Source organism: Nodularia chucula CCY0103 (assembly GCF_963923915.1).
GTDB classification, from domain to species: Bacteria; Cyanobacteriota; Cyanobacteriia; order Cyanobacteriales; family Nostocaceae; genus Nodularia; species Nodularia chucula.
Genome location: NZ_CAWUOL010000159.1, coordinates 1 through 4972 on the forward strand (window position 1 = coordinate 1; position 4972 = coordinate 4972).

The 4972-nt window shown below is 39.7% G+C and carries 6 protein-coding genes and 1 pseudogene; 6 read left to right on the forward strand and 1 reads right to left on the reverse strand.

From position 1 onward, the window contains the following. Window positions 1-204 (forward strand): annotated as a pseudogene (locus ACM0OP_RS23635) (hypothetical protein); the annotation flags it as partial. 19 nt (window positions 205-223) lie between these two features. On the opposite strand, the gene ACM0OP_RS23640 reads toward ACM0OP_RS23635, so the two are convergent. Continuing rightward, window positions 224-1101 (reverse strand): IS630 family transposase gene (locus ACM0OP_RS23640; protein WP_414530845.1). Its coding sequence is split into 2 segments (ribosomal slippage): window positions 224-769 and window positions 772-1101, totalling 876 coding nucleotides; the frame shifts between segments, so codons are not numbered across the junction. A 13-nt stretch (window positions 1102-1114) separates the two neighbouring features. Here ACM0OP_RS23640 and ACM0OP_RS23645 point away from each other — a divergent pair. The 5 genes from ACM0OP_RS23645 to rppB all read left to right on the forward strand — a co-directional run bounded on the left by ACM0OP_RS23645 (window position 1115) and on the right by rppB (window position 4825). Beyond that, window positions 1115-1354 (forward strand): DUF2808 domain-containing protein, encoded by a 240-nt coding sequence (locus tag ACM0OP_RS23645; RefSeq protein WP_414530846.1) that lies wholly within the window; start codon window positions 1115-1117, stop codon window positions 1352-1354. A 404-nt stretch (window positions 1355-1758) separates the two neighbouring features. Continuing rightward, window positions 1759-1902 carry a sigma factor-like helix-turn-helix DNA-binding protein gene (locus ACM0OP_RS23650; protein WP_414530848.1) on the forward strand — a complete coding sequence of 48 codons (144 nt, stop codon included), beginning with the start codon at window positions 1759-1761 and terminating at the stop codon, window positions 1900-1902. Window positions 1903-2195: 293 nt separating this feature from the next. Next, window positions 2196-2681: a hypothetical protein gene (locus ACM0OP_RS23655; RefSeq protein ID WP_414530849.1), complete on the forward strand. Its 486-nt coding sequence runs from the start codon at window positions 2196-2198 to the stop codon at window positions 2679-2681. A 31-nt stretch (window positions 2682-2712) separates the two neighbouring features. Then, window positions 2713-3450 carry a two-component system response regulator RppA gene (rppA, locus tag ACM0OP_RS23660; protein WP_414530850.1) on the forward strand — a complete coding sequence of 246 codons (738 nt, stop codon included), beginning with the start codon at window positions 2713-2715 and terminating at the stop codon, window positions 3448-3450. Then, the gene (gene rppB, locus ACM0OP_RS23665; RefSeq protein ID WP_414530851.1) at window positions 3428-4825 is read left to right on the forward strand and encodes a two-component system sensor histidine kinase RppB; all 1398 of its coding nucleotides are present in this window, start codon (window positions 3428-3430) and stop codon (window positions 4823-4825) included. Before rppA ends, rppB begins: the two co-directional genes overlap by 23 nt. Window positions 4826-4972 lie beyond the last annotated feature (147 nt).

The window sequence follows — 4972 nt, forward strand, 5'->3', positions numbered from 1 at the left end:
TACCATATTTTGGGTTATTTTTATCACCTCTTTCTTAACATTCAACACTTCTGCCTAGATGCTACTCATAAGTTTGATGTTCATGTCCAAGGTAAAGCACTTTCAGAATTGGCGGTTGATTTACCAGAAGGAATAAGTATTGATAAAGGAATTGAAGTCCAAAACAAATTAGGTCAAAAAATTCCTACCACGGTTTCTATTAATATAGCCGTAGCCAAATAAATTAGGACGCTGCTTGCTTGAGAACAATTTCCATTGCATCACGTAAATTATCCAATGTGGATAAAAGCTTACGAACCCGGCTTTTCAAAGTTGCCCAACACTTTTCAATTCGATTGAGATCAGGTGAATAAGGAGGTAGGTAAACTAACTGACACCCTGCATCTTCAATTAATTGAGCAATCCGACCGCCACGATGAAAGGTAGCATTATCAATAATCACCCACTCACCGGGTCGTAGCATCGGAATCAAGCAAGTTTCTAACCAGGTCTCAAACACAATACGGTTACACGCCCCCTCAATCGTAAATGGCGCAATTATTTGCCCATCTCGATAGCCAGCAATCATATTAATGCGACCCTTGCGACAACCTGATTTGAGGTCGTAAAAGCGTTCTCCAGCAGGCGAGTATCCGTAACCGTAATTATCGCGTTCATCCATGCCAGACTCATCAACATATACTAGGTGAGGCGCTTTAGGGTTCTCCAGTTGCGTTAAGAATGCTGCCCGCTTGGCTTCATCTCGTTGACTATATCCGTATGTTTTTTTTTACGAGTATGTCCTATCTTTTGCAATGCCCTGGAAATTGTGCGTTGGCTAATCTGTCCGTCCCATAGCTGTGCCATTTCACTTTGGGTTTTATCCCCTTGCTCTTTGACAAAGCTGCGAAACTTCTCCCAGTCCCTGATTTTGCACTTCTGCGGCGATGCTTTCCTCTGTTTCGGTTTGACATCTCCCGTTTCGGCTTTGCGCTGACACCACAAGTTAATTGTGTTCCGACTAATATTGAACAGAAGGCTTGCCTCACACTTCTTGAGACCGTCCAACTCTATCGCTTGCATTACCTTTTGCCGGAAATCATCACTATAGGGTTTAGCCACTTAAATAGGGTAGATGCTATGTGGGAACTCTTATAGTTTACGTCCTAATCTTGATGGCTATAGCTATAACAAAAAAGCTACTGTAGCTTTTTCGGAACCAGTAGTTCCTGGTACAACTATATCAATTCGTATGAAAGGAGTTAAAACTCCAGGCTATGAGGGAACTTGGCATTATCCCGTATCTGTCAAAAAGATTGATATGAAAGAAGAAATTCCACTTGGTTTAGCTCGGGTTCAGACTTACGGTGGCTAGGCTGAGTAACTGCTGTTAATTTTAGGTGTAACTTTCAAATCTCGCACTATTTTTCATCTTGAGAGTATGCAACACCAAAGTAGTTTGAACGGTGCGATCGCAAAGCATATCGTTGTACCAGAACAGAAGAATATAAAGGGGGTAAATAGCCCAGATTCACTATAAAACTGGAACAATATCTTGAAAAAGCTGATTTTTTATCTGAATTTCACACGATTTTTGTAAAGTCGAGTTTAGAGACTTAAGTCTGACAGCATCTGACTGTAAATACACCATATTGTAGGGGTAAAGCGCAATGCTGAACCCCTATGATAGATGTGATTCAAATAGGTAAAAAATGCTGTAAATCTTATAGCTCTTTAAAACGCCACAGCAGCAACAAGTCCTAATTTTGCATTATTGGCTTGGAAGATAATTGCGAACTCACCTTAACGCAAATAGCTCAAAATCTCAATATTAGTGAGAGGAGAGTTCGTTACATAGAAAAACAAGCACTGAGTTACCTCCGTCGTTGCCACACAAATCGACAAGAGTATATTTTCAGTTGAATGTATGAAAAAACATTAGTACTAACATTTTGCTTCTTCAACTGTTTGTCAATATCGTTATAAGCTGAAACGAGGTTAGACAGAGCTTTAACACGATAAAAAAGTATACGATTACGAAAGTGTTATTGCTCCACAAAGGTCACTGATTTATTTTTATTTTTAAATAATCCCTTGAACTAGCTAAAATTTCACCCAAATTTCATCTCACTTTGTCAAGCTATTAAAAGGTAACATCTCTCCCCGAAGATGATTCTGATAATTGATGGATATAATGAGGTAATCATAAGAGTATAATGAATAGAAAATTGGTACATACTACGATTTTAGCCTTAACTATGGCAGTTTTAGTTCCAGCTACTTATGCAAGTCCTACACCACAATCTAGTAACTTTCCTCACGTTATTAGCTTAGGTGAATCTCCTCAAGGTATTCGCCACTGGAGAATTCTCAGACATACTTTAAAAATAGCAGTTCCCCAAAAAAGCAAGGCTATTTCTCAGCTAATAATCGAAGCTCCAGCTAACATTGTTCTCAGAGAAAGTATTGATGTGTCCGAGCAATCTGGTAAAGAAATTGCGGCAAAAGTTTCTATTCAAGGCAAAAAAGCTACGCTAGAGTTTGCCGAATCAGTCGCTCCTGGAACTGTCATTATCGTAGAAATGAATAATGTTAAAAAAACAGCAGTGACTACTGGTGATAAGTTCTACAAAATATCTACTATTTTTGCTGGTATGAATGTAGAGTTACCCATTGGAATTGTTCAATTGCGTGTAATTTAATGAACAAATTTCTAGAGTAAATCTACTGTTTATGAAAGTTTTGTTAGTTGAAGATGAGCCGGATCTGGGTGCATCGATTCAGCGAAAGTTGAGTAAGGAAAGATATATTGTTGACTGGGTTTTGGATGGAAATGAAGCCTGGATTTATCTAGAACATGATTGGACTCAATATACACTGGCAATTTTTGATTGGTTGCTGCCGGGAATGTCAGGTTTAGAACTGTGCAAGCGTTTAAGGGATCGGGGTGATGCTTTACCAGTGCTGATGCTAACTGCTAAAGATAGCATGGCAGATAAGGTAGCAGGACTAGATGCAGGGGCTGATGACTATTTGGTAAAGCCATTTGGTATGGTAGAACTACTGGCACGGTTGCGGGCTTTGCAAAGGCGAGCTTCCTTTGGAGGTGCAGCACTTACGTCTCAGTTCCAGTCTTTACAATTGCAAGTTGGTGGCCTTATCCTAGACTGCGGTAATTGTACAGTTTCTCGACAGTATCCTAATGGGGAAAATAAGCTAATTTATTTAACAAAAAAAGAATTTCAATTATTAGAGTACTTAATGAAACGTCCTAATACAGTTATTACTCGTGACCAGATTTTGAATCATCTGTATGCTTTTAGTGCAGAACGCGTTAGTAATGTAGTAGCAGCTCAAATCCGACTTTTGCGACGCAAGTTATCGGAATATGGTTGTGATGGGCTAATCGAAACTATCCCTAGTATGGGCTATCGTTTTAATCCTGGCAATGCAGATTCGACTATTTCGTAAGACTCGCTGGCAATTGGCTACCTGGTATGCGGTAGTTATGGCTTTAATTCTGTCCTTATGCAGTTTTGTGGTTTACAAGGTAATCATTGATGCTCATGTGGCTTCTATCAACCGGGAACTGGAATCGGTAGCGGGTACACTACATGATGTAATTGAACCAAATTTGAAACAACCTGGTATTACAGAGTTAGTCTTCCAGCAGGTTTTACCAAATATTTGTTTAGCTGAGTCCAGTTGCCCTACCCAAAATATCCTGAGTCACAGTCAAAGCACCCATAATGAACATGGCATTTTTAGTACTCTATATAAAGATAAGCAATATTACATCCGTTTTGTCGATGGTTCAGGACGGTTAATTGCAGTGGCAGGTTTCCAACCTGATGAATTGCCACCGACTGTGGAAACTCAAGTGTGGCAAGTAGTCAAAGACTTACAAGGCAATCGTTACAGTCAAAAGTCTCTACTGCTGCACACTCAAGATAATGAAGATTGGGGCTATATTCAGGTAGGGCGCAATCTCAATGACCTTGATAATCGTCTCGCTGCTTTGAAATTAATTTTGGCGGTGGGCTTGCCAATTACAGTATTGTTAGTTGGCGGTTCTAGTTTGTGGCTGGCAGGGTTAGCAATGCGACCAATTGAGTCTTCGTATAAACAAATGCAACAGTTTACGTCTGATGCCTCTCATGAGTTGCGTACTCCTCTAGCAGCGATTAATGCAACGGTAGAAACTTTATTTGATATGGAGTATCTAACTCAGGAGACACGAGATATTTTGGCATCTATTCAACGTCAAAATTATCGACTAGCTGAATTAGTTCAGGATATGCTGTTACTGTCTCGATTGGAACAGCAAACGCAGGCGACACAACAAATACATTGCTGTCTGAATATTTTGATTAATGACCTGATAGAAGAATTTTCAGCGTTAGCGGCTGCGGCTTCTTTGCAGCTAACATCTTTGGTGTTATGCCAAGAACTTTTATATGTAATGGGAGATGAAGACCAACTGTTACGTGTGTTTTCTAATCTAATTGCCAATGCTATTCAATACACCGCTGCTGGCGGTTATGTAACTGTCATCCTCAAACGCAACAACGGTCATGCTGTAATTGAAGTTCAAGATACAGGTATTGGCATTACATCGCACGAGCAAAAGCGGATTTTTGACCGTTTTTATCGAGTGAACAGCGATCGCTCGCGTCATACTGGTGGATCTGGATTGGGATTAGCGATCGCGCAAGCAATTGTTCAGGCTCATGGAGGTAGTATACAAGTGCAAAGCCAAGTTGGTAAAGGTAGCTCCTTTATCGTTCACTTACCCTTGACAGAAAAACAGAAGCAACTGACCTGTCTATCAACAGATGAGAATTGAATACCCTCTTAATTAACGAATTATTTTTTGAATCAGTCAAAATTTCATCCTATTTTCATCATTACCTGTCAAACTTATTATGTAAACCTTTGTTTAATACAGCACTTCCGTCTGTTATGAGGTACACTTAATTAAGATATAAATACT